General features: G+C 57.6%; 24 protein-coding genes. 9 read left to right on the forward strand and 15 right to left on the reverse strand.

What is annotated here, in order from left to right:
• Positions 1-536: 536 nt before the first annotated feature.
• On the forward strand, positions 537-1,154 hold the full coding sequence (locus tag ABEG21_RS24040; RefSeq protein ID WP_347558121.1) for a DUF3592 domain-containing protein: 618 nt from the start codon (positions 537-539) through the stop codon (positions 1,152-1,154).
• Positions 1,155-2,028: 874 nt separating this feature from the next.
• The gene (locus tag ABEG21_RS24045) at positions 2,029-3,039 is read left to right on the forward strand and encodes a phosphatase PAP2 family protein (RefSeq protein ID WP_347558122.1); all 1,011 of its coding nucleotides are present in this window, start codon (positions 2,029-2,031) and stop codon (positions 3,037-3,039) included.
• 132 nt (positions 3,040-3,171) lie between these two features.
• Here ABEG21_RS24045 and ABEG21_RS24050 read toward each other — a convergent pair whose 3' ends face one another.
• Entirely contained in the window at positions 3,172-3,894 is a 723-nt protein-coding gene (locus ABEG21_RS24050) for a site-2 protease family protein (protein WP_347558123.1), read from the reverse strand.
• A gap of 8 nt (positions 3,895-3,902) precedes the next feature.
• The gene (locus tag ABEG21_RS24055; RefSeq protein WP_347558124.1) at positions 3,903-4,817 is read right to left on the reverse strand and encodes a DUF2167 domain-containing protein; all 915 of its coding nucleotides are present in this window, start codon (positions 4,815-4,817) and stop codon (positions 3,903-3,905) included.
• 317 nt (positions 4,818-5,134) lie between these two features.
• On the opposite strand from ABEG21_RS24055, the gene ABEG21_RS24060 reads away from it, so the two are divergent.
• Positions 5,135-6,379, forward strand: a complete 1,245-nt coding sequence (locus ABEG21_RS24060; RefSeq protein WP_347558125.1) for an acyl-CoA dehydrogenase family protein — start codon at positions 5,135-5,137, stop codon at positions 6,377-6,379.
• Here ABEG21_RS24060 and ABEG21_RS24065 read toward each other — a convergent pair.
• The 3 genes from ABEG21_RS24065 to ABEG21_RS24075 form a co-directional block, all read right to left on the reverse strand.
• Positions 6,376-7,683 carry a type II toxin-antitoxin system HipA family toxin gene (locus tag ABEG21_RS24065; RefSeq protein WP_347558126.1) on the reverse strand — a complete coding sequence of 436 codons (1,308 nt, stop codon included), beginning with the start codon at positions 7,681-7,683 and terminating at the stop codon, positions 6,376-6,378. The two genes, ABEG21_RS24060 and ABEG21_RS24065, sit on opposite strands and share 4 nt — an antisense overlap.
• Positions 7,673-7,936: a helix-turn-helix transcriptional regulator gene (locus ABEG21_RS24070; RefSeq protein WP_347558127.1), complete on the reverse strand. Its 264-nt coding sequence runs from the start codon at positions 7,934-7,936 to the stop codon at positions 7,673-7,675. The genes ABEG21_RS24065 and ABEG21_RS24070 overlap by 11 nt, the downstream gene beginning before the upstream one ends.
• A gap of 189 nt (positions 7,937-8,125) precedes the next feature.
• Positions 8,126-9,691, reverse strand: a complete 1,566-nt coding sequence (locus ABEG21_RS24075) for a glycosyltransferase family 39 protein (RefSeq protein ID WP_347558128.1) — start codon at positions 9,689-9,691, stop codon at positions 8,126-8,128.
• Positions 9,692-9,952: 261 nt separating this feature from the next.
• Between ABEG21_RS24075 and ABEG21_RS24080 the strand changes: the two genes are divergently transcribed.
• The 5 genes from ABEG21_RS24080 (at position 9,953) to ABEG21_RS24100 (ending at position 15,013) form a co-directional block, all read left to right on the forward strand.
• The gene (locus ABEG21_RS24080; RefSeq protein WP_347558129.1) at positions 9,953-10,972 is read left to right on the forward strand and encodes an NADP-dependent oxidoreductase; all 1,020 of its coding nucleotides are present in this window, start codon (positions 9,953-9,955) and stop codon (positions 10,970-10,972) included.
• Positions 10,973-11,271: 299 nt separating this feature from the next.
• Complete coding sequence (locus tag ABEG21_RS24085; protein ID WP_347558130.1) at positions 11,272-11,805, forward strand: LysR substrate-binding domain-containing protein; 534 nt, start codon at positions 11,272-11,274, stop codon at positions 11,803-11,805.
• Positions 11,806-11,864: 59 nt separating this feature from the next.
• On the forward strand, positions 11,865-12,761 hold the full coding sequence (locus ABEG21_RS24090) for an amidohydrolase family protein (protein ID WP_347558131.1): 897 nt from the start codon (positions 11,865-11,867) through the stop codon (positions 12,759-12,761).
• Positions 12,762-13,100: 339 nt separating this feature from the next.
• The gene (gene rhaT / locus ABEG21_RS24095; protein WP_347558132.1) at positions 13,101-14,159 is read left to right on the forward strand and encodes an L-rhamnose/proton symporter RhaT; all 1,059 of its coding nucleotides are present in this window, start codon (positions 13,101-13,103) and stop codon (positions 14,157-14,159) included.
• Between the two features lie 83 nt (positions 14,160-14,242).
• Positions 14,243-15,013, forward strand: a complete 771-nt coding sequence (locus tag ABEG21_RS24100) for an SDR family NAD(P)-dependent oxidoreductase (RefSeq protein ID WP_347558133.1) — start codon at positions 14,243-14,245, stop codon at positions 15,011-15,013.
• Positions 15,014-15,028: 15 nt separating this feature from the next.
• Here ABEG21_RS24100 and ABEG21_RS24105 read toward each other — a convergent pair whose 3' ends face one another.
• Positions 15,029-15,199 carry a Flp family type IVb pilin gene (locus ABEG21_RS24105; protein WP_347558134.1) on the reverse strand — a complete coding sequence of 57 codons (171 nt, stop codon included), beginning with the start codon at positions 15,197-15,199 and terminating at the stop codon, positions 15,029-15,031.
• Positions 15,200-15,505: 306 nt separating this feature from the next.
• On the opposite strand from ABEG21_RS24105, the gene ABEG21_RS24110 reads away from it, so the two are divergent.
• Entirely contained in the window at positions 15,506-16,213 is a 708-nt protein-coding gene (locus tag ABEG21_RS24110) for a hypothetical protein (protein WP_347558135.1), read from the forward strand.
• A gap of 17 nt (positions 16,214-16,230) precedes the next feature.
• On the opposite strand, the gene ABEG21_RS24115 is transcribed toward ABEG21_RS24110, so the two are convergent.
• The 9 genes from ABEG21_RS24115 to ABEG21_RS24155 form a co-directional block, all read right to left on the reverse strand.
• Positions 16,231-18,102 carry a VWA domain-containing protein gene (locus ABEG21_RS24115; protein WP_347558136.1) on the reverse strand — a complete coding sequence of 624 codons (1,872 nt, stop codon included), beginning with the start codon at positions 18,100-18,102 and terminating at the stop codon, positions 16,231-16,233.
• Between the two features lie 3 nt (positions 18,103-18,105).
• Positions 18,106-18,795: a TadE/TadG family type IV pilus assembly protein gene (locus tag ABEG21_RS24120; protein ID WP_347558137.1), complete on the reverse strand. Its 690-nt coding sequence runs from the start codon at positions 18,793-18,795 to the stop codon at positions 18,106-18,108.
• Entirely contained in the window at positions 18,792-19,307 is a 516-nt protein-coding gene (locus ABEG21_RS24125; RefSeq protein ID WP_347558138.1) for a TadE/TadG family type IV pilus assembly protein, read from the reverse strand. Before ABEG21_RS24125 ends, ABEG21_RS24120 begins: the two co-directional genes overlap by 4 nt.
• A complete protein-coding gene (locus tag ABEG21_RS24130) occupies positions 19,304-20,224 on the reverse strand; it encodes a tetratricopeptide repeat protein (protein WP_347558139.1) in 921 nt (306 codons plus the stop codon). Before ABEG21_RS24130 ends, ABEG21_RS24125 begins: the two co-directional genes overlap by 4 nt.
• Positions 20,221-21,189: a type II secretion system F family protein gene (locus tag ABEG21_RS24135; RefSeq protein WP_347558140.1), complete on the reverse strand. Its 969-nt coding sequence runs from the start codon at positions 21,187-21,189 to the stop codon at positions 20,221-20,223. Before ABEG21_RS24135 ends, ABEG21_RS24130 begins: the two co-directional genes overlap by 4 nt.
• Positions 21,186-22,169 (reverse strand): type II secretion system F family protein, encoded by a 984-nt coding sequence (locus tag ABEG21_RS24140; protein ID WP_347558141.1) that lies wholly within the window; start codon positions 22,167-22,169, stop codon positions 21,186-21,188. The genes ABEG21_RS24135 and ABEG21_RS24140 overlap by 4 nt, the downstream gene beginning before the upstream one ends.
• The gene (locus tag ABEG21_RS24145) at positions 22,166-23,596 is read right to left on the reverse strand and encodes a CpaF family protein (protein WP_347559081.1); all 1,431 of its coding nucleotides are present in this window, start codon (positions 23,594-23,596) and stop codon (positions 22,166-22,168) included. The genes ABEG21_RS24140 and ABEG21_RS24145 overlap by 4 nt, the downstream gene beginning before the upstream one ends.
• A gap of 182 nt (positions 23,597-23,778) precedes the next feature.
• Positions 23,779-25,002, reverse strand: a complete 1,224-nt coding sequence (locus ABEG21_RS24150; protein ID WP_347558142.1) for an AAA family ATPase — start codon at positions 25,000-25,002, stop codon at positions 23,779-23,781.
• 116 nt (positions 25,003-25,118) lie between these two features.
• On the reverse strand, positions 25,119-25,499 hold the full coding sequence (locus ABEG21_RS24155; protein ID WP_347558143.1) for a CpaD family pilus assembly lipoprotein: 381 nt from the start codon (positions 25,497-25,499) through the stop codon (positions 25,119-25,121).
• Positions 25,500-25,503 lie beyond the last annotated feature (4 nt).

Genomic DNA, 25,503 nt, shown 5'->3' on the forward strand with positions numbered 1-25,503 from the left:
GGCAACGGTAGGCTCCTAAAATACTTCGAAGGTCGAGCAAACATCGAGGCATCGGCATGGAATTGAAGAAAAGCGAATCGAGACGTGATGGCTTAAAATGAAATTTTCTATAAATCAGCGTCGACTCATTCATGTCTAAGCTGATGGTAGCGAGCGTATTTGAAGATTTCGATTTTGTAGGATAGTCGTTTTGTGCGTGATACCAGCTAGGCGCTTAGCTGCAAACTGCGCATTGAATCCGCAGAAATTTAGCTCAATGCGAGAGATAACCGCGGAGTCCTAACTTATTTTTCTATTGATGGATTGACACAAGCTGCGTTATTCTCGAACCTGCGGTTCTTTGTAATCGATAGAGTAGGAGGATGCCAACCCTTAGTAGTTACGTAGATCGGCGCCAGAGATTAGGCCGGATTAATTCTTCGCCAATCTTTTTGAATTTATCAAAGAAACAACGGCAACATCAAGGTGAAAACGAACGCACACAGGTTGCAAGCACCCGCCCTTGCTAGGCTCTATAACTTACATTAACATCAACCATGCTTGGTCTTTGCATTATAGTTTTTTTTCTTATCACAATACCTCTATTTTTAGGGCGCATCGCGGGAGTTTGGGCGCGCAGATATTCTCCCGATAAGCGTGACAGTGGAACCGCAGCGCTCATTATTGCCGGATGTTGTGTTACCGCAATGTTCCTCTACTATGGCGTAGATTCGGCTATTTTGGGTCAGAACAAGAGGAAATTACAGATTGAACAGCAACATTGGCCGTCAACCCAAGCTACGATCACTGCTCATCGCATTCGAACGGTAACCAGCAGGAATCGAAGCGTTGTTTCATGGCTTCCAGTGTGGACCTATTCATACCAAGTGGAACGAGTGCAATATAGCGCAGAGAGCGAAATTATAAAACCGGGAGGGCCAGCTCAAAGTTATACATCTAAAGAAGACGCGGCAAGAAATGCTGCACTGACGCCCGAAGGCAGTCGGGTGACTGTTTATTACGATCCAAAACGACCGGAAACGTCATTTTTGAATCGTCCGTCTGATGAAGAAGGATCCGCACTCGGCCTCTCCCTGCTAATGTTTCTGCTCGCTGCGCCGTGTATTTTCCTGACATCGATGGCACAGGGAATCTGGTCGCGGAAAAAAGATTAACTTGGTAGATAGAGTAGCTATTTTTGAGCGTTTCGTACTTTCGTAAGCATTTACCCTATGGAGTTGCGGTCGCAACGTACGCCGCTGGTGAACCCATTTTGATTGGCAAGAGCGCACTTACGATCGTAACCCTAGGCTTTGGCGTACATTTATACCGCGCTTTCTTACCGCTCGTTGGGCCATCTCGGGTCGGCGAGACAGCTCCACTAATTTTTCAAGCGCCTCGCGCACGACTTCCGCCTTCCGGCGTTCCTCGGCATACATCTTCTCAAACGCGCATTCTTGACCTCCAGCTCTTTCATTCGGGTGGTCAATGCCGCCGTACTTCGAGCGCCTTTTGTAGGAGCTCGCGCTGTTCATCCCCGGCTTGCGGCAAAGTTCCGGCGCCGACGCTCCGGCCCCCGCGCCCTTTAATACGCGATGACTTGCCTTTCAGTAAATCGAGATGTCTTCATGCGGGATTTCCGGTCAGTGCAGCCGCGGGAAAATTCTACTGCAAACGTCGGTTGTTCTATCGCGGGGAATACAGCACCACTGCCTCTGCGTTCCAACCATGCGCATCAGGTTATTCTAACTGATGACGTCGTTTTACGTTCGAGTAAGCCAAACCGGAAAGATGTGTTTTATCCGAAGATTCATCTCGAAAGTTTTTGAAACATTGCGTAATGGTGTGATAGAATTCGAGCCATATTCACAGGGGTTCCGCAAATTCAGAGTAGTGGCTTTCCCAGTTTGCAACGCCACAGAAAAATTCTGGCGCAAAGCATTTTATCTGTCCAGCCTCCAGGATTCGACCAAATTACCCAGGATGCACGATATTTTAATGATATTTGCAGCCGAAGAGTCTTGAAGCAATTGTCGTTCGGGGAATCAAATGAACATCGACGATGTTTGTCGAGGAGATAGCGCGTACGCGCGCAGTACCGAGACGTCCCATGCGGAAACGAACTTGGGTTTTGCGGCAGCCCTGTGTTGTCCATTGTTCATTTTGCTCTTCTCAGTTTTAAGTGATTCGATTGCATTGCGAATCCAAGGTCTCTCTGTTTCGATTAAGCCGCTTGTAGCGCAGCTTCTACTGCCAACGATTTGTCCCGCAGCGTTAGCCGTGTTAGCCCGCGTCCCGCGATATGCCGACGCAGCTCGAAAATGGCATCTGATAGCAGTTTCAAATGCATGCCTTAGCCTCCTGCTGGTTGTATCCTTTGCGACTGCGGCATTGGTCATGCAGGATTTGGCTGTCGCCTATGACGCGCCCTTGATCGACACCACCTTGATTCACTGGGATGCTCTACTCGGTTTCAATTGGTTGGACACCGAACGCTGGTTCGTTGCGCATCCCGTCGCGATTGTCCTTGCGCGAATGACGTATCCCTTGTGGACGTGGCAACTCGCCTTACTGACGCTCCACTTTTCGTTTAAGAAAAAGCATGTCGAATTAGCCGAATTTTTGACGCTCTTTTTCCTAGTGACGATCGAGTCGATTTTGATCTCTGCCCTCTATCCTGCAGCCAATCCTTATTATCACTTTGGTTTCGCGGATCACACTACTCCGACACCATGGTCGGACTTCTATCCTCTGCGCGAAGGCAGCGAGCATCTCATCGACCTCAACAAGCACCAAGGGCTAATTTCCATGCCGTCGATGCATGCCGCTGGCGCCGTTCTGTATGTTTACAGCGCAAGAAATTTGGGCTTGGTCTTTTATGTCTCTTTGATCGTTAACGTCTTAATGGTTGCTGGCGCGGTGTACTGCGGTGCCCACTATCTGTGTGACATTATCGCTGGGCTGAGTCTTTCGATTGTTGCCATTATCGTGAGCGCAGCATCGCATCTCTTTGATACTGCATCGAAACGACATACAGCAGAGTTGTTAGATGATCTGTGAACGGAGCTTGAGATGGGCGAAACGGACGTACCGAGTCGTCGCTACATCAGCGCTGGAAACGTCGCAGCAACCCTCCAATTGGGTTGTCGAATGCGCTAAACGACGGCGCTGATGTCTTCGTCATAAGCAAGATCAGCCCCTCGGCACCGGCTGCAACATCGCATGGACGCCGTATGTCATCAGCGACAGAAAAAACACCAATCCAAGGTAGTAACACGTATAGCTAAACTTGACGACAGGGGATACGCCGTAATAACGGATATTCTCGGCCGCTTGCGGATCATACTTCCACGCGCGCTTCAACTGGGGCAAAGCGAGTATCGCCATGACGATTAGCAGCGGACTCGGATGATAGACAAACAACGCTATCAAGACGGGAACCCCAACGAACCAGATCCGAGGCGACAGCACCGACGTGATCCGGCCACCATCGAATGGCGACAAGGGAATCAAATTGAATAAATTGAGAAGGAATCCAACATAAGCCAAAGACAGTAGCAAATTCCCGCCTGTATCACGCGCGGCATAATAAAAGCCAAGCGCCGCGAGTGTGCCTAAGAACGGCCCCCCTAAACCGACGTACGCCTCCGTTTCCGCATCGTGCGGCAACGCCTTGAGCTGGATCCACGCCCCGACAACCGGAATAAACGTCGGAAGGCTGACGTCGAGTCCCCGTTGACGTGCCGCAATGTAATGGCCCATTTCATGGATCAGTAGCAGCGTGATGAATCCTAGCGCAAAACGCCAGCCGTAGAAGCTTCCGTACACGGCAATCGACAACAGCATCGAACCGATCGTCGCCAGCACCTTCCCAAGCTTCAAACCACTCAATAACAGCAATATGAGTTTGGCCATTTACTCGCCTATCGCATGTCGATGCCGCCGCTTCCGCCGGCCCTGCTTCGACGGAATTTCTTTTTGATCCACATGACCAGCACGCCGATCGGCGCTGCCAGTTTGGCGAACTTGACGAGAAAGGCGAGTAGCAAGGCGAGCAGACCGAGTTTTTTCGCTGCGACGCCTACCACTAACGCGGCAAGGCCATAGGCCGCTACTTTGTCGGTGAGTTTGTTGAAGTCGTCATAACGCTTTCCCGGCAGGAATGCGACGCGCTGTAGCAGCGACGTGGCGATCGACTTATCTGCCTCCAAATCGGCAAGGTTCGAACCGATCGTCAAATCGAGATGGCCGTCGCGGCCCAACGCGACGGTTTGGTAATTCACTACGTGATGCGCCTGGTCATCCGGTTGATCGTCTCGCTGCGCGATAACGGCCCATACCAATTTGTGCGCCTTCGAATCGTACGTTGGAGGCTCGGCCCAACCCAGTACGTCGAGCGCCGGCGCGCCATGTGCTTTCCGCGATGGGTTGGATTGCTTCGTACCGTCCGTCAAACGGCGCAGCAAGTCGTCGGCTTTCCAATCTTGCGCGTCGCCATCGCGGACATAGCCGTCCCGCACGAAATTGATCAGCGCAAACCAATGCGAATCGTCTCGTGCCGATGCGACGACACCCACGAACCGCTTTTCATCTAAGGTCTGCCCCATCGATTTAAACACCCGCGCAGCCCCCGCCGCGGGGATGAATACATCATCTGCCGGAAGGGACAGCGTCGCTTCATCAAAGATGGCAATGTCTCGCGGACCTTTTTGCGTCGCTGCCTCTGCTGCGGCGACGGCCGCCTTATTTTCTGCCTTGATCGCCTCGGATTGCGCGAAAACAGGTGCTGCGAACAACCCAATAAGAAAGCAAAACGTAATATTGGTAGAGACTTTCATTTTGTTTTATCGCCGATGTACTTGTCGTTGCGTACGAATCAATCACCCCGCGGTAACGTTTCGTTACTGTCTTTACGTAATGGTAACGCCCAACTTACGGTTTATCCAAGAAATGACGTGAAGAACGATGTTTCTAGGATGATTTTTTTTGGGACGCGACAGGCGTGTACTCGCCAACCTAGATAGCTAGCTAAACCTTCGACGACCGGCAGCCGGCAGTCGATATCTTTATACGGAAACGTTATAAAACAACGCCCCCGGGGTCGCTATGATTTACTCCTTCATATGCACCCATCACGTCGATTTCGGAGAGAACCGTGAACGCACACATGTCTCCGCCTTTCGAAGGCCGCTTCCAAGGCCATTTCGACCCGAGAGGAACCGCCGAACGCTTGGCGAGCGAATTTGCCTCACGCGCCGAGGCAAACGACCGCGCCGGCGTTGTCGACAGCGAAAGCATCGACGCGCTGAAGTCGTCCGGGCTGACCTCGCTCACGGTTCCCCGCCGCCTTGGTGGCCCGGATATCGCCCTCCCCGTCTTGGTCGATGTCGTGAGTACGATCGCGCGCGCCGACCCGGCCACGGCATTGATTCTGGCGATGCAGCTCTATCACTGCCGCTCGGTGGCGTACTCCAAGACATGGCCCGCCGCCGTGCGCGATGCGGTATTGCGCAGCATCCTCGACGACGGTGCGATGATCAATGCCTTGCGTGTCGAGCCGGAGCTCGGCAGTCCTTCGCGCGGCGGCGTGCCGGCGACGACCGCGCACCGGACCGCCAATGGGTGGCGCCTGACCGGACGGAAGCGCTACTCCACCGGTTCAAGCCAACTGACGTGGGCCGTCGTATGGGCTGCCACGCAGGACGGCGAGCCACAGCGCGTCGGCGAATTCCTGGTGCCGCTCACCGCACGAGGCGTGCGTATCGAGCACACCTGGGACCATTTGGGTTTGCGTGCCAGCGACAGCCATGACGTGATTTTCGAGGACGTCGCGCTCCCGGCCAATTACGCCGTCGACATACGTCCCAGCGACGCATGGTCGGGCCGTGACGAACCACTCAATGCCTGGCTACCGATTCTCCTGGCGGCGCTGTATGACGGTGTCGCCCGATCGGCTTACGATTGGCTCCTTGCTTGGGTCGAATCGCGCACACCGTCCGGCCTCGGCGCGTCGCTATCGAATGTGCCCCGGATTCGTCAGGTGGTGGGTGAAATTGCCGGCTATCTCGAAACCAATGCGCTGCTGTTATGGCGAGCAAAGGATCAATATCAGGTGGACGAGGCGCGTCACGCGGAGCCGCTCAAGAGCACACACACGTCCCATGCGCTGAACGCTCCACCGCTTTCCTTCGGGCTGGTCAAATATACGGTGACGCAAAATGCGATTGCCGCGATCAACCGGGCCGTCGAAGTAAGCGGCAATCACGCCCTCTCGCGTCGTAATCCGTTGGAAAGACACTTTCGCGATGTGTTGTGCAGCCGGATCCATCATCCGCAAAACGATCTTATTTTGGATGGTGCCGGTGCGGCGGCATTGGCAGACAATGCGACAGCGTTTTAAGGCTGCTCCATATCGTCGGCATCGAGCGTCTCTGGCGCGGCGCTGGCGTGCGGGTCAGTCAAACGTCGAATGGTCAATGCGCAGCGATGATCGATCAGCGCGAGAATGCGCTCGACGATCGGACTGTCGATAAAATCGTGCGCGGGATCGTTCTTTAGCTGATGCGCCCGCTCCGATAGCGTTTTTGCCATCGCGACAATGCGTCGCTTGGTCAATGCTTTTGCAAGCCCGATGTCTTCCGCGAACTGTTCCCAATGTCGCGCATGGACTTCGGTAAACTTATATTTCCCGCCGATCTTCATCGCCATCTTCGGCGTCAAGTGAGGATACACGCCGGTCGACAAGGTATCGTAAAGCGGCGCTAAAACAGCCGAGTTGCCATGGTAGAGCAAAGAAAAGTTCTTCCCATGCGCATCGTGGTTACCGATCAACGTGTTGAAAATGACGTAGTCGAGCAAGCGCAGCACCTGCGGCGCATTCGGCCGTGTCGCACCGCGTAACAGCGTGAAGCACGCTGCGAGATCCGGGCCGCCTTCATTTTGATACTTCATCTCAGGCACGATTCCCAAGGCCTGACAGAAGTCTTCCTGGTGTAGGCGCTGCCGGGTGGCGTGCGGGCCTGACAAGCGGTCATAGCGCTCGACCAGAAGAAAGGTCCGTGACAAGACGGTATGGATGCGCACCGATGCGGGGTGCAACTGCATGCGCGCACCCAGTGCCATGCAAAATCCTTCGTTGATAACGCTTTCCTCTACGGCATGAATCGCCGGCTTCAGTATGTGCGAGCTTGGCGTCCCATTGCGGGGCAAGCCAATGCGCTTGCCATCGAAGATCACCGGCAATTTATCCTGCGCGCCGGCAAGAGACAGACGTAGGCCATCCTCTCCTGCAAGCATCGGGCGTCGTGGCAGATCGTCCAAGACGGCGACCACGTCTTCGTCGCTGAGCCATTGAACGTCTTCGCGCGCATTCGCGATCGGTGTCGCCCCCTCGGGCAGAAACGTCACGGCGCCGGCGCACTCACCGCCGAGCCGATCCAATAGGGCAAAATCGTTTTGACCCGATACCTGAAACTGCTGCGCGATCAGTCGTCGCATCTGCCCTTCAGGCAAAAGACCCGCAAAAAACGGCCTTGTTTCCCTGTCGTCGAACGCCCCTTCCTGCAGCGCGAGCGAGGCCGATAAGGCGACGGCGCCTGGACGTGTCAACCACGATGCCAAGTAGCGAAAACGCATGCGCCCGTCTTCCAGACGCAAAGTGCCGACACGATCGGAAAACAGGCAGACGTCCAGTTCATGCGCCATGGCGAGGCCCCGCATCGTCCGCGTCACTTCGCGCAGCAGGCTGCAAACCCAGCAACACCAGTTCTCCGCCCAATGCGTCGATCACGCGCAGGACGTTTTCAAAGCGTACCGTCGGCTTTCCAGCTTCCAGCTCGACGATAAATCGGATGCCGACCCCCGCCGCCAAGGCCAACTCGGGCTGTCGCAAGCCAAGCTGTTTGCGGGCCGCGCGCACCGCTGTCCCAAGATCTTGGGGCGTTCGTATGGCTGCCATCAGCAACTCCCTATTCCCGATCGGGAAATTGTCCGTCAGACAGATCGAGAAATCAAGATATTTTCCCGATCGGGATATTTATGGGGTGTTCGACGAAATTGCAGCAAAATATTCCCGATCGGGGTTTTTATTGCCAGGTACGATCCCGGAGTCGTCCTTTGGAGAAGGCTCGAAGAAAGGGACGCCCCGTCAATGATGCGATCCGGTATCAAACTCGGTAACGGCCAAGTCGTGAAAATCCATCACATTCACCGGTGCGCCGCGCTGCTTTTTCAACTCGTCGAATACGATGTCCGGTACCGCAAGCATCCCTTGCGACCACCCCACCAGCCAGACTTTATTTCGCCCGGCAATTAATTGATCGATGTATTGGCGATCCGCATCGACGACTTGGGGCTCGCCTCTATTCCCGCCTAAATACGGTCTGGCATCGCCGAGGTCCGGAAAGGCCCGAGGCAGTGCGGTGTATGCCAAGCGCGGCGAAGCAAACCGCTGATAGTATTTCAATCCGACATCCAAGGCGTTTGGATAGACCAAAACGATATCATTCGGCGCAACGCGACTTAGCAGCGTTGGGAAAAGCATCTTGTAATTCTGTTGCTGCGATGGATAAAACATCGCGGTCTGATAGACGCTCAAGGTAAGCAACAATGTAAACGCCAGGCCTTTCGAAATCATCTTCGATGCATCGTTTTTTATGCCATAGCACGCTAAGAGCAGAATGCCTGGGCCCATCCATAAAAAGATGCGGGGAAGTAATATCGGCCTGAATAAATAGGACAATACAAATACAATCAATAAGGGCAGCGCAAGCGCCACAACGCTATAGAAAACAAACGCCTTCTCGGCACGGTACACATGACGCACCCCGATAGCGGCAACGACGCATACCGGAATCATGGCATACGGGCCACCGGTGACCAAAGCGATCGGCCAGAAAAACATTCCGGCCCATATCTGCGGCCAGAAATTTGAGGCAACGGTCTTCGTTTCCTGCAGCAAGATAGGAACACACGGCGCCCATACCAATAGTGCGATGAGCAAGGCGATAACGACGACGCAGAAGTCGCGTCGCTTTGCCTTGGAGCGCGAAAGCACTGCAAAGCCCAACCCGGTCCAATTCGCGAGTATCGTGAATACGCTGGTGTTATGAAACCATAAGGTCAGTCCACCGAACACGCCCAGACAAACGACTTTTGGGATGACCTTTCGCTCGAGCGCGCGGCCGTCCGTGGCGCTAAACAGATCGCCCAGCAGCGATACCGATGTCAGCATCATCAGCGTAACCACGAGTGTCAGCAAAGCGTAGGGGCGTGCTTGCTGCGCGTACTGCACACTGCCTGCATTGCACGCTAGCAGCAAAGCCGTTCCGAGCCCGACCCATTCCCATTCCAGCCGCTTCTCGACGAATCGCGGCCAGAGTGCAACGACGCTTATCGTGAGCACACTTACCAGAACAGACAGCGATCGCATCGCCGATTCCGTGATGCCGAAAATGCGGCACCAGATCTTCAAGATCGAATAGTAAAACGGTGGATGCGTCTCGTACGACGGCGTGACTTTCCACAAATCGTGCCACGATAACTGCTGAAACCAGTAGCTATAGGCTTCGTCTACCGATAACGATCGTGAAGATAAACCGATTATCCGCAGATAAACGGCCAAAGCCAATATGCCAAGATAAAGTGCAAAAAACCATCGTGAGCTAAGTCTTGGGAGCGCTATCCTGCGCTGCTGGTCGACGAGTTGCTTCATACGTTAAATACCCATGACATGGCCAAGCCGGCCTTTAACAGACCGGGCATCATGCTTACCTGATCTAGTCGCCGATTATAGCGAAAAGGCACTTCGACAATTTCCCAAAAAACATCGATGCTTCACGGCCGGGGCATTTTTTATCGCATGATCGATTCCCCTTTGTATCGCGATGCTCCAAGGAAACTTGTTACCGCGTCGCATGCAATACTCTAGCCATACGACAACCCTTTTTGAGAAATAGCCCACCGGAGATTTCACGTGACCGCATTGCGACGTATCGTATTGAACAGTCGGCCCCAAGGCGTACCGACCTCGGACAATTTCCGACTCGAAGAATCGACCTTACCGGAGCCGAATGACGGAGAGGTCTCCCTTCGCGTCCGCTATCTGTCGCTCGATCCCTATATGCGCGGCAGGATGAGCGACGCGAAGTCCTATGCGCCTCCGGTCCCCCTCGGCGGCGTCATGGCAGGCGAGACGCTATGCGAGGTCCTCGCCTCGCGGCACGCCGGCTTCTCGACGGGCGATACGGTGCTCGCCGCCACAGGTTGGTGCAGCCACGCCGTCCTGTCGGGCGATTCGGTCCGCCACGCCGACACCCACGGCGCCGCGATAACCACCGCGCTCGGTGTTCTCGGCATGCCGGGATTCACCGCCTATAGCGGACTGAAGATCATCGGTCAGCCGAAAGCCGGCGACACCGTCGTAGTGGCCGCCGCATCGGGGCCGGTCGGCTCCTTGGTCGGGCAACTGGCCAAACTGTATGGCGCGCGCGCCGTCGGGATTGCCGGCGGCGCCGACAAATGCCGCTACGTCAAGGAAACGCTCGGCTTCGATGCCGTGATCGACCACCGCTCCCCGAACCTCGCTGCGGATCTCCAGGCTGCCTGCCCGAAAGGCATCGATGTTTATTTCGAGAATGTCGGTGGCGCGATCTGGGAGGCCGTTTTTCCGCTATTGAATCAATACGCGCGTGTCCCCGTCTGCGGTCTCGTCGCGGAATATAACGCTCCCGTTTCAGCCGGACATGATCGGCTCCCCGCCGTGATGTCGGCAATACTGCGTCGAAGCCTGCAGGTTCGCGGATTTATCAATTACGAATTCACCGACGATTACTTTTCCACGTTTCAACGCGAAATCGGTCCCCGCGTGGCGGCAGGCGAGATCAAATACCGTGAAGACATCGTAGATGGTCTAGACAATGCACCGGAGGCTTTTATCGGGATGCTGTCAGGACGCAACTTCGGTAAGTTATTGGTACGAGTCGAAGCAGATTAAAGACTGCCAGCGCTTTGAAAAGTCTTGTCGACGCGCATATTTTCAATGCGCGTCGCATGACATGCTAAACACTAACACTGCCTGTTAGTTGCGCATTAAAAATGAGGGGAATGCGGTGTATTTATACACAGCCAGGAACAATCGGCGGTAGGATAGCCTGATTATCGCTCGCCCCCCTTCCCCTCGCCGCCAGCGCCTATGGACCATTTGCAAGCCATCCGAATCTTCACCCGCGTTGTCGAGACCGGTGCTTTCAACAAGGCAGCAGAGTCGCTCGATATGCCGATATACAGATCCGCTTGAGCGTCACCGATCGCAATGTCGATCTGATATCGCAGAACATCGACTGCGCGATTCGAAGCTCCGGCGATGACCCGAATTCGATTTTCCATCAGATCGGATCGTTTGCTTGGACCCTGTGCGGCAGTCCGGCATTTTTTAAGAAGCACCCTATCCCGCGTCATCCCGACGACATCGGCGCGCGCAATATTCCGATCGCGGGCTATTTCTCCGCGACAACCGGATTGATGCTGCCGATCCACTTCCGGCCCGGCACCGAAAAGATCACGCTCGCACAACCACGCCACGATATCGCGGTCAGCGAAAGCAACGCGCATCTCGCCAGCGTGCTGAACGGGCTCGGCATGATCAACGCTCTCGATTTCATGGTGCGTCCAGCGATCGAGGCGGGTGCGCTCGTGGCGGTTCTCGAAGATTGGCGCACGGATCCCATGCCCGTCTTTGTCGCCTACCCGCCTAGCCGGCGGTACAACACCAAGGTCAGAGTCTTCGTGGACTGGGTCAGCGCGCTGTTCGCCGATCACATACGCTAGAGCGATGCCGATTCCCGTTTATCATAAAAAGAAACGAACAACGCTAAACGGAGATAAGCATGCCCCTCTACGATGGCCCGATCATCGATTCGCATATTCATCTATTCGATACACGGCGTGCGCAAGGTATCCCCTGGCCAGCGCCAGGCGACGTGCGCTACGAACCCAGCCTGCCGGAGCACTATCGTCCACTGGCCAGCGCACATGGCATCACACGGGCGATCGTCGTAGAAGCCAGCCCATGGTTCGACGATAATCAGTGGCTTGCACGCGTGCTGCATGAGGCGACGGCATCATCGGTCGGACAGGATGTCGACATTGCCGGATACGTCGGGAATCTCGATCTACGCGATAGTCGATTCGAACGGCAACTGACCGAACTCATCGATAACACACCGCTGCTAGGCCTGCGCTACGGCAATCTATGGGAGCGCAGCCTCTTGGAGGATATGCAGCGCCCCGAATGCATGACCGCTCTGCGAGCACTGTCCGAACATCGTCTCGCGCTCGACAGCGCAAATCCGGACCCAGCCTTGATCAAGGCGCTATTACACATCACCGATGCGCTTCCAATGCTAACGGTGATCGTCGATCATTTGCCGAATGCACAGGTGCCCGTCGCGGCACGCGATGCTTACGAGCACGATCTGCGCAGCTTGGCGAGCCGCCCCACCGTCTTTGCAAAACTCTCTGAAATTCCGCAACAAATCGACGGAACGACGGTGCTCGATCCGACACGATATCAATCCCGCTTCGACCTCCTTGCCGCCGAATTTGGCGAGGACCGCATCCTATTCGGCAGCGATTGGCCGAATAGCAAGGCTTTGGCCACGTTCGACGATACGGTAACGCTGACGAAGCATTTGATGCGCGGGCGCAGCCCTGTCGCGTGTGCAAAATTCTTCGCTGACAACGCCGTCCGTGCGTATGGCCTGACCGATCGCGGCTCGCGCTGATTCGCTCAAACAGGCCCTCGACGAAGCGGCACTCGTAATGAAAGTGCATGCGCTTCGGTTCTCGTTGCGGCCTTACCGATAACAAAAGCGAATCAGTCAAGGCGGATTTGTGATTGGCGAGGCGCGACGCGACTCGCTTAGACTCGTGCTACTTATCGGCGGGCAAGCGCTCGTCCGACATAAAACAGGGCAAGGGATGCGCATGCATTGGATAAATGCGTAACCTCGCATACCGGCCAAGCCGGATGCATTTGCCCATAAAAAATAGTAGGAGACACTATGCCGGTTCAGAAATCTGCATTACAGCCTTGCGTGCGTCCACGCGCCTGGAGATGAGCAATGGAAATCATCTTTCTCGGTGTGTTACTGCACTTTATCGGAGGGGCCGCCTCCGGTAGCTTTTATATCCCCTACAAGAAGGTCAAAGGCTGGTCCTGGGAAAGCTATTGGATCGTCGGTGGCCTGTTTTCGTGGTTGGTCGTACCCTATATCGCCGCAACCCTCACCGTCCCGCATTTTACCGACATCATCCGCGAAGCCGATCGCGGCACGTTGTTGTGGACCTACCTTTTCGGTGTGCTGTGGGGCATCGGCGGACTGACGTTCGGTCTGACCATGCGATACCTTGGCTTGTCTCTGGGAATGTCGGTGGTCCTCGGCTTGACGTCGGCACTCGGTGCCTTGATGCCACCCTTGTATCGAGATCTCTTCACGTCCGATACGCACGGTACCTTGACCTCGATGTTCCATTCGAGTGGTGGGCAATGGGTCCTCTTCGGCGTCGCGATCTCCCTCGTGGGCATCGCGCTCTGCGGTCGGGCTGGTGCGATCAAGGAAAAGGAAGTACCCGACGAAACGAAGTTCGAGAGTGTCGCGGAATTCGCCTTGGTCAAGGGTATGATCGTCGCCGTGGTATCGGGCGTGTTGAGCGCGTGTTTCAGCTACGGCATTAGCTCGGGGAAACCGCTCGCCGACGCCGCGCTGGCACATGGCGCCAACAGTCTCTTCCAGAACAATGTCACGTTCATGGTGATCATGTGGGGCGGACTGACCACCAATGCAATCTGGTGCGTTTTCCTCAACGTTCGCAACAAGAGCTTTTCCGATTATCGCAATCGCAACACGCCGCTGGTCGCGAACTACGTGCTGGCCGCGTGCGCCGGGACACTCTGGTTCCTGCAGTTCTTCTTTTATGGCATGGGTGCAAGTCGTCTGCACAACGACTCGAGCTCATGGGTGCTGCATATGTCGTTCATTATTATTGTTTCGAACTTATGGGGTCTGGTTTTCCGCGAATGGCGTGGCACCAGTCGGCGGACACAAAACGTACTGCTATTCGGGATCGCGGTCATTCTCGGGTCGATCTGCATGGTGGGTTACGGCAACTACCTGAGCTGAACGTCAGTAGAACGCATGATCGATAAGGGTCGCGCTTCCCCAAGCGGCCCGTCGAAGCAATATATCTTTAATAGGAAGAAGCCATGCTACTGAAGGACAAAACCGTCATCATTACGGGCGCGTCGCGCGGTATCGGCCGCGCCGCGGCGTTGGAATGCGCGCGACAAGGGGCAAAGGTCGTGATCGGTCATAGCGGCAGCGAAGGCGGACGGCGCGCCGCCGCATCGCTGATCGACGCTATCTCGGCGGTCGGCTCTCACGCGATCGACGTCGGCTCCGACGCGGCCGATCTGGATACCGGAGATCGTCTGGTAGCCGCCGCGGTCGATGCTTTCGGCGGCGTGGATGTGTTCGTGAACAATGCCGGCATCTGCCCCTTCCACGCGTTTCTCGATATGCCGCGCGAGGTCTACCTCAAGACAGTGGATACCAATATGACGGGTGCCTACTTCGCGGTACAAGCGGCGGCGAAGCAAATGAAAGCACAAGGTCGCGGCGGTGCGATCATCGCCGTCAGTTCGATCAGTGCCTTGGTAGGCGGCGCCATGCAAACCCATTACACGCCGACGAAGGCGGGTCTGCTTTCCCTGATGCAATCGTGCGCGATCGCACTCGGGCCCTACGGGATCCGCTGCAACGCGGTACTCCCGGGCACGATTGTGACAGATATCAATAAAGACGATTTAAGCGATCTGGAGAAACGCGAACGAATGATTCAGCGTACGCCGCTTGGACGTCTGGGCGAGCCGGAGGACCTGGCCGGTCCGATCGTCTTCCTGGCATCGGACATGGCGCGTTACGTGACCGGCGCATCGTTGCTGGTCGATGGCGGGTGTTTCGTGAATCTGCAGTAATCCGACCGGAACGGCTTAATTACGGCTAACGATGGAATACAAATTCGAGAACAGATTCCCGATTGCCGTACGATAGTTCGTGCCGAGTCCGGCCAAGGCCAAGACCGCGATAGTCGCGAGCAAGGTGTATTCGATGGCGCTGACGCCGCGCTCGTCACGAACGAACGATTTCAGAAACTTCAGCATGGCGCCATTCCTGCGGGCTATCCCGCGTTGCCCCGGCCAACCGGGAATAAGAAAAAACGTTTCGCGGATGTCATGAACGAACCCGAACGGCAGCATGCCGATTCGCGAATTATACGGGACGTACCGCGCTACGTAACAAAATGTAAGGGACGCGCGCCACGTCGTGGACGCATTACCACAGCCTCTCGCCGCTAGCCCATGCAGCGCCACCTCATGCCTGACGACGCCAGGGGTGCCGGGCCTATTTGCATTTACCGTCGCCTGGGTCATACTCGCTGACACACTTCGTCCAGGCCGACCCATTCGATGATGACTTTCCCGCTGCACGCCGAGGTATTCACACTCGGCGGCGTGCATTGGGCCAGCGTGGTACAACTGCTGATACTGGACCTGACACTCGGGCTCAACAATATCGTCGGCATTGCCCCGATCTGTGCCGCCATCCCACCCGGTGAACGCCGTCGGGTATTGCTCCTCGCCTGCGTAGGCGCATTCGTGCTGCGTGTCACGATGTTGAGCGCTGCGCAATTGCTTACGTTGCTCCCACATCTATCGCTATTGGCAGGCGTCTACCTGTGTTATCTCGGCTATCGACTTGTCGTCGACCAACGGGATAGAAAAACGCGAACGCTGCGACCTTCCGCGACTGCACCGCACACACGATGGTATCTGGCACGTCGCATCGTGGCTGTCGATGCCGCACTCAGCATCGACAACGTTGCCGCGCTGGCCGCTGCCGCCCACGCGCTGCTCGGTGCGGGCGTGGCGCTCGCACCGTTCGCACACCCGCTCCAGGCGACGGCACCAGGCCTCAGCGCCCTGCTCTATTGCGCGCTCGCCGTGGCGTTCAGCATTCCGATCGTCATGGCCAGCGCCGTGGCGCTGGCGCCGCTATTGAATCGCACCGCGTGGCTGACCTGGATCGGCGCAGGCCTGCTGGTCTGGAGCGGCCTCAGCCTGGCCACCTCAGACCCCTGGTGTCACGTCGCGTTGCGCTGGCTGGCACACCACTAACAACGCCACCCGTCGATTTATTGCGTCAGTCGCAAGATACCGAGGTTGCCCGCGATCTGATTGAAGATCGTGTTCAGCGATGCATTGTCCGGAGCATGATAGTAGTTACCCGTCGTGGCGCAGCTCTGCATCGTGGCCGCAGCGACATCGGACACCGTGCCGAAGGTGATCGCGTAAATCGTAATGCCGCTGTTCTTGATCGCCGTACAGGCCGCGAGCTGGAACGTATTGATATCGTCCGGCCAACCGACGCCCCCCGACTGCAAGGTATTATTGTGCAGTTCGACCGAGTCCATTCGTCCATTCGCCAACGTCGTACCATCGGAACGTACGACCGTCGGCGCCGTCAAGGTCCCATCGCCCACACCGGACAAGCCGTTGAAGTAGAGGTCGTTCGGCGTCAAGTACTGCACGCCCACATCGTTTTCACCGTCCGTCAGCACGACCATCACGCGCTGCAGCCCGGTGGTCGTCTCCAACTTCGGCAAACTGGTGTCAGTGCTGACCCAACCATTCCCCGTGCCCGCCACCGATTGTGACCACGTCGACGACAACATGCGCCAGCCCCACAAAATACCGGTCGGAATGATGGTCGAGCCACTCGAGACCATATTGTTGACCGCCGTCTTCAACGTGCTCGGATTCGTCGTCAGGAAAGTAGCCGGCTGCGAAATGCAATCGGTGTTCTGCGAGACCGACTCATCGTAGAGGTTATACGAGGACGAGGTATCCCAGAAATACGTAATACCGTTACCGGCGCCACCGTCGCCAGGATTGCTGCAATAGTTGGGTACGCCATTCGAGAACGTCAGCGTTCCGCCTGTCGGCACGCCATAGACAGTCGACGTGCTGTAGTTATTGGTACAAAGCGTGCCGTTGCTGCCGTTACCGTTCCTACCGGTCGAGCGCGAGTAGTCACGCGTCGTCAGACCGCCGGGCGGAACGTTGTAGTAATACGGCGTGAACTTTGTCGACGAGCTTGGCGTATAGGGCTGCGGGTACAGGTATTTGTTCGGCGATGCCGTCCGCGGCTCGGCCACACAACCGCCCCAGTTCGCCATGTTCACGCCGGTGCTGTTATAGGTGAACGTCTGCGACAGCCAGGAACCGCTGGTCGATAAAGCGCCCTTGACGTTGACGGTACTCGCGAACGGAACCAGACCGACATAGGTATTGGTCGCGGTCGATGTCGTACTGCTGGTCGAACTCGTTGGCAACAGACTGTTAATCAACGTGGTTGCCGCCGTCTTCAAGCCATCCATCTTGCTGGCGGACGACCCGCTGGCAGCGGCCTGCGCCATGGAACCGGTGTTATCCAGCACCATCACGAGCTCGATCGTACTTTGTGGGATGCGTTGTACTGCATTCACCACCGTCATATCGACGGTGGAGCCACCGGCCGTCGTCGTACTAGTCCCGACAACCGGCTTGCCACTCAAGCCAAACGCGCTGGCGATCGCGGCGGGCGCGATCAAGCTCAACGTGGTCTTCACACTGACCGAATACGTCACGGCACCGCCGGTACCCGTGGTGGTCGTGATGGTGACGTTCGCGGGCAATATCGTGGGATCGATGGCGTCGTTCTGACTATTCGCCTTCAGGTAATTCATATAGTCGGCTTTCAACTGCGTAGCCGTCAGCGACGTGTGGTACGTCGATACCCCCATCGCAATGCTCGCCGCATCGATCTGGTTCTGCGCGCGCGATTGCCCCCAGCCGACTTCGATCACCGAAATCATGACGGTCATGCCGCAAACGAGCATGCCGCCCATCACAGCGAACATCAGCGTGACGGCGCCCCGATCGTCGACCGAAAACGCCGGACGGAAAACCGCATCGGACGCCTGCCCGCGCGCGCGTCTGCGCCAAGGAGTGGAGAAATATTTCATGCCTTACTCCAAGCTCTTATCTTTCAACGGCAGCGGGTAGTTGTTGCGAGGGCGCACATAGACACGCTTGTAGAGCGTTGTCTTGCCGGGTGCCGACGGCCAGAATCCTCTTACCAGAGGGAATGGGTCGTACACATAGAACACCTCGACAACCAATGCGGAATCGGTACTGCGGAAGGGCCAATACGACGGGAGAATCGCCGACGATGTCTCCTTCGTCACCGACGTCGACACATTCCACGGCGCCGACGCCTGCCACCAGATCTTCGGCGTCCCCGTCGCGACCGATGTTCTATCGGCCGTCGTCGAAGTACACGTCGCACTATCGCAGACCGATGTAATCACCACACCGCCATTGGTCGACAAAGCAAGCGGCTTCGCGATAAGGTTGGCGGCAACCCAGACGGAGCCGAGCGCGTTCGAATTCGTGGTGCCGGTATCGTTGAACACCTGCGTCATCATCGACAGCGAATCGGCCAACATGAACGCCGTGTGTTCGACGGTACTCTGGGTGCGCATGTAGTTGTAGATATCGATGAACCCGAGCAACAGCATCAGGGCCAACGGCAAGATGATCGTGAGCTCGAGCGCGGCGGCACCGCGCTCGAAACGCGAGGCACGTCCGGCGCGACGCGCACGGGCCTCTACACGCGCGACGGACGTCCGCCGCAAGGTTGGAATAGGACGCATCATTTCTCGTTCTGCACCATGAAGCTACGCGTGAACGTCAGCGTGTTGAGGCCGAATACCTTGAGTATTCCGGTCATGCCCGTCGTGGTCAACGTCACCGTGTACACCGCCACATCCCCATAATTACCCTGGCTATTGGCCGTGCCACCGGTGCCCGCTGCCGCGTTCGCATAGCTCGTATAAGACACGGTCGAATACGACATCGAACTGCCGGGCAGTTTCAGCCACGGGCCCATGACGCGCGTCAGAATCGCTTTCGCCTGCGCATCCCGCGTGCTACCGGTCGGCACCACGGTCGTCAACCCTGCTCTTCCCGCTTCCTGCGTCGCGGTCTGCAGCGTCGCATCCATCATCAAGTCGAAACAGATTTCGAATGCGCCCAGCATGATCAAAATCAAGAACGGCGCGGCGATCGCGAATTCGATCGCCGTCACGCCACGCTCGTCACGGGCAAACTTGCCCGTGAGGCGGCGAAGCACAGGCACGGCGCCCACACCGCGACAAATGCGTTTCATTTGATATCCTGCGTCTCGGTCAGCTGTCCGTGCATCTGCGTCAACGGCGACGAGATCACGCCGGCCGACCCGGTCGGCGTCATGGTTTGATAACCGCGATGCGTGCGAAGGTACTCGTAGTATTTGAGATTGTTTTTCACGTCATCGTTGTTCATGTTCTGCTGCGCGAGCAACTCGGTGGCGATCTTGTCGTTGCCAAGCATGCCATACGCCAACGCCAGATCTTCACGCGCTTGCGGCGGTGCGGCCGGGAAGCGCGTCACGTCCAGCAAGACGGCGATCGCGGCTTTCACATCGCCACCACTCAGCAAAGACATGCCCAGATTCGTGGCCAGATACGGATCACCTGGATTTTTCGTCATTGCCTCGCGCAGCACCGCTTGCGCGCCGGCATGGTCGCCGCTCATATCCAAGGCCGTGCCGAGTCCGGCAGCGGCCAGCGAGTTATTCGGCAACTTCGCCAGCACTTCACGATAGATCTGAATTGCCTGGTCGAAGCGTCGCTCACGAATCGCGATGCGTCCGCGATTGATCATCGGCTCCAATGCCTCCGGCGCCAGTTGATGCGCGCGGTCGTACAGCACCCCCGCGCGGGTGAAGTCGCCTACCGCGTACAAGGTGTCGCCGAGACCCACCAGCCCTTCGACCGAATCCGGGTTGGTGGCGATCAGGCGTTCATAGATCGTGCGGGCCATATCCAGATCGCCATGATCGAGGGCGACTTTCGCCAAACGTACCTCTTCAGCGGGCGTGGCCTTGGTCTTCAACGGACCCGAGGGTGTCCCGGAAGCATGCACGGTCATCTGCGTCGTACAGGCACTCATCGCGATCAGCAGCGCTCCGCACGCCAGCGACAAGACCGGCTTACGCACCTTGCGCGGCAGGCCGGACAGCAAGAAGAAAAGGTTCTGGCTCATGACGGATTCAAATACGCAAGCAACTGGATGACCGCGGGGCCGGCCGAAATCACGACCACCGCGGGGAGGATAAACACCAACATCGGCAACACCATCTTTGGCGCGAGCTTTGCGGCTTTTTCTTCGAGGCTGACCACGTGCGCGAGACGCTCCGTGCGCGACAGCGTGCGCAGCGCTTGGGTGATCGGCGTGCCATAGCGCATCGATTGAATCAAGGTGCCGATCAGCGCCTTGATCGATGGCAGATCCACACGCTTTCCCAGCGCATGCAGCGCCGTGCTGGTATCGCCGGAAAGTTTCAACTCATCGGCCGTCAAGGCGAACTCCTCGGCGAGCGGCGGACAAATCGACGCCATCTCGTCCGCCACGCGGCGCAGACTCAGCACGAAGCTATTACCGGCATTGGTACAGATCACGAGCAAATCCAGCGCATCGGGAAGATAGCCGCTGATCGCCTTCATCCTTCGCGCCCCGATCCACATCAGCACGTATTCCGGAAGAATCATCCCGACCATGAAAGCGCCCAGCATCGCCACGCCGCGCGCCGCCGGGAAACTGCCCACCAGGGGTAGGTTCGAACCCATCATGATCGTGGCGACCGCCACCATCACGCCGAAGGAAAACTTGATCGCCAGCACCATCGAGACGGCATGGCGGCTACGCATACCCGCCCGCAGCACCGTGCCTTGGAGCTTGGCGCGGGTCTTGGCATCGAACAACGGCATCTTGTCGCCGAAGGCCGCCAGACGCCGGGAAAGGCCGCCCAGACGACCGGTGCCGCCGGCGTGCTCGTCTTCGAGAACTGCCAGCGCATTCTCGTCCTGCTGATCGAATGCGGCCTGGCGAGCGCGCGCGCTGATACGGCTGCGCGAACTGCCATGCTTGACCATCCACCAAATCGCCAGCGCCAGAAAGCCCGCGAGCATGATCGACAGATTGATCAGCGTATCGACTTCGGCTCTCATCGCGACGTATCCAGCTTGGACATCTTGGTAATGACGATCACGCCGAAAATCATCGCGATCGCCGCAACGGTCAGGAGCTTGTGACCGGCTTGCGTCGTGAACAAGGTCATCAGGTAGTCATTGTTCAGGAAGTACATCCCGCCCATGACCGCAAACGGCAAGGCCACCAGAATCTTGGTCGTGATACGGGCTTCACCGGTCAAGGCCTTCGTCTTTTGCCGGATTTCACGGCGCGTACGCACGATGTTCGCCAGATTGTCCAAGGTCTCCCCGAGCTGGCCACCGGTCTCGCGCTGCAACGTCAGGCACACGCAGAAGAAGGCGAAATCGGCGATTTCGATACGGCGCGTGGCCGTCTCCAGCACGTCGGTAATATCCCGGCCCACTTGCAGCGAGTCGGCCATGATCCGAAATTCGCGATTCAACGGCGCAGGCGCTTCGTCGGCCACCGTGGCAATCACTTGCGTAACCGGCACCCCGGCACGAACCGCGCGCAGGATCGTATCGATGGCATCGGGAAAGGCTTCCAGGAAGCGGCGGCGAAACCGCTCGACCAACATCCGATACGTCCAGATCACCGCCAGCGGCATCTCGACAACCACGGACACCGCGCGAATCCATGCGGGAATCGGCATCAATTGCGATGCGATCACCGACTCCAGCAACACGCCCACCGCGACCGCGATAATGATCTTCACGCCGTTATTGCCAGACACGGCCGCGAGCCGCGTCAGCTTGGGGGTCACGTACTTGGTCCAGAGGCCTTCGTCGGGACGTTCGATGGTGAACATCACCTCGGCAGGCTTCTTCTTTCTGCTACGTCCCGATTTTTCTTTTTCCAGGCCGAACTCGCCCTCGATCCGTTGACGAATCCGAGCATCCGGCAATTGCTTGCGCAGGTCCTGCAATAGCAGCACCATCACCCCGATGATGAACGTCGACAGGGCCGCCAGCAGCGGAATCATGCCATCGAGCGTCACGAGGCACGCATCGCATCCATCAGCGCCTGTTCAAGTCCGTAATACGCTGCGCGCGGCGTGAACGCCGGGCGGATCGATGCACATTCGAATGTGCCCTTCACTTCCTCGCTGTAGGCCGATGCGTCGTACTTGAAGGCGAACAGATCCTGCGTGATGATCACGTCGCCTTCCATGCCGACGATCTCCGTCAAGCGCGTCACGCGACGCATACCGTCGCGCATCCGCTCGACCTGCAGAATCATATGCACGGCACTGGCGATCTGGCGACGGATCGACAGCAAAGGCAGATTGCCGTTGGCCATCATCACCATACTTTCAAGACGCGTGATCGCATCCCGCGGCGAGTTCGCGTGGATCGTCGTCATCGAGCCGTCGTGACCGGTGTTCATGGCCTGCAGCACGTCGAACGCTTCCGCACCCCGCGTTTCGCCCAAGATGATGCGGTCCGGGCGCATCCGCAGGGCATTCCGTACCAGATCGCGCTGGTTCACCGCACCGAGACCTTCGGTATTTTCAGGGCGCGTTTCCAGACTGACGACGTGCGGCTGCACTAATTGCAGTTCCGCCGCATCTTCGATCGTCAACGTACGTTCGCCCAAGCCTATGAAGTGCGACAGCGCATTGAGCAAGGTCGTCTTGCCCGACCCGGTACCGCCGGAGATCAGCACATTGAGACGACAGGTACTGGCCAGCTTCAACACATTGGCCATCGCCTCGGACAGGTTGCCCTGCTGGGCCATTCTGAAAAGCGTGATATTGCGCTTCGAGAATTTCCGAATCGATATGCAGCCGCCGTGAATCGCCAAAGGCGGCAGCACCACGTTGACCCGACTGCCGTCGGCCAGACGCGCATCCACCATCGGGCTGCTTTCGTCGACACGCCGACCGATGTTGGCGGCAATCCGCTGCGCGACGGTCACGACGTGCGCGTTATCTCGAAATTTGTACGGACTGAGCTCGAGCTTGCCGCCCCGTTCCACGTAGATCTGGTCCGGGCCGTTCACCATGATGTCGGTGACGGCGTCGTCGGCGAGCAAGGGCTCGATCGGCCCGAGGCCGAACATATCGTTCAGCAGTTCGCCAACGATCTGGCGCTGCTCCGTCATCGTGATGTTCAATTGCTCGCGCTGCGCGATCGTCGCCACGAGCTGATCGACCACCGGCTGCATCTGCTCGCGTGTCCGTCCGACCGCCGCCGAAGCATTCATCGAGATGAAGACGCCCTGGCGAATGGCCTTGTACTCTTCCGAGCGAATCAGTGCGGCATTCCCTTCGATGGGCGCCTGCGCCGGCACCGCGGCGCCTGATGCGGACGTCGCGGCCGCCGCGGACTGCGCCGACGATCCGCCCGACGCGGCCGAAGACGACGACTGCGACGGCTGCGAGGACGATGCGGCATGCGTCGGCGTCGGTGCCGCCGCCGGCATCACGCGCTGTGCTTCCATCGCCGGCGTCATTGCCACCGCCGATCCCACCCGCTCAAGCATGGCCATGGTCGCCAGGTTGCTGGCCGACGCATCGACTTCAACGGAAACGAGCGTTTCGTCCGCCATGCTGGTGGACTCCATTGTTTCCAACGTCATCGGTCTCGCGCGTTTTTGTCCGAACATCACGACCTCTTCACTTTGCCTTTGAGCTTATCCATCCATCCCACCGACTTTGCCGTACGCTGGCCGGTCAGATCGTTCGCCAATGTGGTGATGGAATGATGGAACTGGCTCGCTGCCGCTTCCTTCGGATTTTCCCCGAGATTCTCGGCGATCATCAGCGACTTCTGTTCGAAGCGGAACTCCTGCAACGTATTACGTCCGAGCGCGGCATCCAGATCACTGACATCCACTTTTCCCGCCACCGCGCCGTTGGGATTGTTCACCAGCACCGAGGTCTGCGGATTGTGATCGCGTTGCTCGATATGCTTCATCAGGCGTACCGCTTGACGCGTCGAATGAACCGTCCGGTCCGTCACGACGTATACCCGCGCCGATCGATCGAACGCTTCTTCGATCAAGGGCGTCACCGTCCGCGGGGCATCCATCAGCACGTAGTGGAAGCTGTTACTCAGCAGCTCCAGAACGCGCGTCAGCGACTGCGCCGCGAACTCCGGATGCTTGTTGATATCCAGCTCGGCGCTGAGCATGAAAAGGCGGCTTTGATTCGACATCAACGTCCGCTCGACATACTGCGGATCGAGCCGATGCGCATTTTCCAGCACGTCGACCAGCCCGTCGTTGCTTTTCAGCCCGAGCATCGAACTCGCGCCGCCGCCCTGCAGATCCAGGTCGACATAGACAACGCGGCGATGGGTCCGCCCGGACAGATGTCGCGCGAGCCCGACCGCCAGCGTCGTGACGCCCACGCCGCCACGCGTGCCGGTAAACGTGATGATTTTCCCGGTCCGCGACGACGACACATCGCGCACACGCCCTTCGGAAAAATCGAAGGTGCGCGTCAGCAACTCGACGGTCAGCGGCTTGACGAGATAGTCGCGCAAGCCGATCTTCAACAGACTGCGATACAAGCCGACATCGTTGCGTTCGCCGAGCGCCACCACTTGCACCGACGGTTCACAGACTTCGGACAAGCGCATCAGATCCGACAAGGGCATGGCCGAGCCGTGCAAATCGATCATCAGCAACAACGGCGAACGCTCGACCTTGGCAAGGTAGGCAATCGCTTCGTCGATCGAGCCGATGGCGACATGCACGTGCGGAAGCGCCTGATCCAGCACGTAGCGCCGCAAGACCTGTTCCGTCTCCTTGTCGGCGACGAACGCGACAAAGTCCGCGACACGCGCGCCACTGGGTTTGACGGTGACAGGAATAGCAGGGCTCATCTTTTAGAACACGTGTTGACGCGGTCATGACCGCGCCTATTTCTCGACATACCGCCTTGCTTGCTTCGACACCACCACAGAGGCGGGCGTCGGCAACATCAGCCGTACGACTCAGGTCAGGAACTTCCCGCCTTCAATGCATTGTCTTGCAACTTCATCACCTCTCCACGCTGGTAGCGCGCCACCGCGCTTGCGGCGACGGCGGCATCGGCCGGGGTCAGCGGATGCGGCGCGACCACATCGGCCGGTCGGGCCAATTGCGCTGCCAGATTGGTGTAGGTGGCACATCCCCACGCCATCGAAGGACGCGGCCGGGCCGTGGCTGATCCAACCACCGACGCTTCCGTCAGACTGTCACAGTCCGGCGCGATGGCGTTCTTACCGTCATAGCCGATGACGGACGCATCGTGCATGCCGAGCGGCGGCTCGGCGCACGCGCCTAGAAGCAAGATCGCGGCGACGGACAAGCGGCCTTGCCAACGCATTGCATTTTTCATCTCG

Origin of the sequence: Robbsia sp. KACC 23696, assembly GCF_039852015.1 — a bacterium.
Lineage (GTDB): Bacteria > Pseudomonadota > Gammaproteobacteria > Burkholderiales > Burkholderiaceae > Robbsia.

Excerpts from the sequence above, each read along its gene's own strand:
- ABEG21_RS24040 (WP_347558121.1), top strand. The coding sequence starts at position 537 with ATGCTTGGTCTTTGCATTATAGTTTTTTTTCTTATCACAATACCTCTA.
- ABEG21_RS24045 (WP_347558122.1), top strand. The coding sequence starts at position 2,029 with ATGAACATCGACGATGTTTGTCGAGGAGATAGCGCGTACGCGCGCAGT.
- ABEG21_RS24050 (WP_347558123.1), bottom strand. The coding sequence starts at position 3,894 with ATGGCCAAACTCATATTGCTGTTATTGAGTGGTTTGAAGCTTGGGAAG.
- ABEG21_RS24055 (WP_347558124.1), bottom strand. The coding sequence starts at position 4,817 with ATGAAAGTCTCTACCAATATTACGTTTTGCTTTCTTATTGGGTTGTTC.
- ABEG21_RS24065 (WP_347558126.1), bottom strand. The coding sequence starts at position 7,683 with ATGGCGCATGAACTGGACGTCTGCCTGTTTTCCGATCGTGTCGGCACT.
- ABEG21_RS24070 (WP_347558127.1), bottom strand. The coding sequence starts at position 7,936 with ATGGCAGCCATACGAACGCCCCAAGATCTTGGGACAGCGGTGCGCGCG.
- ABEG21_RS24075 (WP_347558128.1), bottom strand. The coding sequence starts at position 9,691 with ATGAAGCAACTCGTCGACCAGCAGCGCAGGATAGCGCTCCCAAGACTT.
- ABEG21_RS24090 (WP_347558131.1), top strand. The coding sequence starts at position 11,865 with ATGCCCCTCTACGATGGCCCGATCATCGATTCGCATATTCATCTATTC.
- rhaT (WP_347558132.1), top strand. The coding sequence starts at position 13,101 with ATGGAAATCATCTTTCTCGGTGTGTTACTGCACTTTATCGGAGGGGCC.
- ABEG21_RS24100 (WP_347558133.1), top strand. The coding sequence starts at position 14,243 with ATGCTACTGAAGGACAAAACCGTCATCATTACGGGCGCGTCGCGCGGT.
- ABEG21_RS24105 (WP_347558134.1), bottom strand. The coding sequence starts at position 15,199 with ATGCTGAAGTTTCTGAAATCGTTCGTTCGTGACGAGCGCGGCGTCAGC.
- ABEG21_RS24110 (WP_347558135.1), top strand. The coding sequence starts at position 15,506 with ATGATGACTTTCCCGCTGCACGCCGAGGTATTCACACTCGGCGGCGTG.
- ABEG21_RS24115 (WP_347558136.1), bottom strand. The coding sequence starts at position 18,102 with ATGAAATATTTCTCCACTCCTTGGCGCAGACGCGCGCGCGGGCAGGCG.
- ABEG21_RS24120 (WP_347558137.1), bottom strand. The coding sequence starts at position 18,795 with ATGATGCGTCCTATTCCAACCTTGCGGCGGACGTCCGTCGCGCGTGTA.
- ABEG21_RS24125 (WP_347558138.1), bottom strand. The coding sequence starts at position 19,307 with ATGAAACGCATTTGTCGCGGTGTGGGCGCCGTGCCTGTGCTTCGCCGC.
- ABEG21_RS24130 (WP_347558139.1), bottom strand. The coding sequence starts at position 20,224 with ATGAGCCAGAACCTTTTCTTCTTGCTGTCCGGCCTGCCGCGCAAGGTG.
- ABEG21_RS24135 (WP_347558140.1), bottom strand. The coding sequence starts at position 21,189 with ATGAGAGCCGAAGTCGATACGCTGATCAATCTGTCGATCATGCTCGCG.
- ABEG21_RS24145 (WP_347559081.1), bottom strand. The coding sequence starts at position 23,596 with ATGCCGGCGGCGGCACCGACGCCGACGCATGCCGCATCGTCCTCGCAG.
- ABEG21_RS24150 (WP_347558142.1), bottom strand. The coding sequence starts at position 25,002 with ATGAGCCCTGCTATTCCTGTCACCGTCAAACCCAGTGGCGCGCGTGTC.
- ABEG21_RS24155 (WP_347558143.1), bottom strand. The coding sequence starts at position 25,499 with ATGAAAAATGCAATGCGTTGGCAAGGCCGCTTGTCCGTCGCCGCGATC.